Source organism: Mycolicibacter sinensis (assembly GCF_001667375.1).
In the GTDB taxonomy this organism is placed as follows: Bacteria; Actinomycetota; Actinomycetes; order Mycobacteriales; family Mycobacteriaceae; genus Mycobacterium; species Mycobacterium sinense_A.
This window is the reverse complement of the sequence record NZ_LZIN01000110.1, coordinates 1-844: the sequence shown is the minus strand read 5'-3', so window position 1 is coordinate 844 and position 844 is coordinate 1. Positions and strand designations below refer to the sequence as shown.

1 protein-coding gene is annotated in these 844 nt (G+C 64.7%); it reads right to left on the bottom strand.

The features are described 5' to 3' along the window. On the bottom strand, positions 1 to 844 hold an 844-nt coding region (locus A5771_RS21520), incomplete at both ends, for a PE-PPE domain-containing protein (protein ID WP_064856258.1).

The window sequence follows — 844 nt, the reverse complement described above, 5'->3', positions numbered from 1 at the left end:
AGTCGAGCGTGTCTTCCACCCCGCCCCAGTCGATGCCCATCCATTCGGTGAAGAAGCCCTCGATGTTGCCGAAGGCGCTGTAGAAGAACGCCACAACTGAGTAGAACAAGCCTTCCCACCAACCGCTGTCGACCAGCCCGTGGCTCCACGCATTGATCCAGGCGCCGAACTGGTCGAAGTCACCGGAGATGTCGATGTCGGTGATCGCGCCGTCGGTGGTGGCCAGGTGGTTGGCCACCTGATCGGGCGTGAGCCCCAGATACATCATGTGCTCGTAGAACAAACCGAGCTCAGAGGTGGACGTGGGGTCGGTGACCGGATCTCCGGGGATCGTGTAATCGGTTACCGCGAACCAGTTGTTCGGGGTCTGGACACCCGACAGCAGAGCAGTGTCGAAGAAGTCGGAGGAGGAAACCCCGCCCATACCCTCCGACGCGGTGTCGGCACCGACCGGATTGCCGATGAACACGAAATGCAGCAACTGCGGGTCGACGCCGTCGTGTTCCAGCTGGGCCATCGCGATCGAACCGGCCGTGGCGCCCTGCGAGTAGCCGAATATCCACAGCGGGTTGTCGGCATCGTAGGCGCCCGGGTTGGCGTCGAGCTGGGCGTGCACCGCCCGCACGATCTCGGCCGCGCCGACGAAACTGCTGTGCCCCTGCAGGATCAGCTGCGGGGTGGTCAGCACCTGCAGCGGGGAATCGCAGATGCCGGCACCGATCACGCAGACCGTCGGATCGTCGCCGGCGTCGAAGCCTAGCGGGTTGAGGAACAGGTCGGCCGCGGTTTGGGCGAACGCCGCCGAGGGCGTCGGCAACATCGTCCCGCCGACGAAGATCGCGGT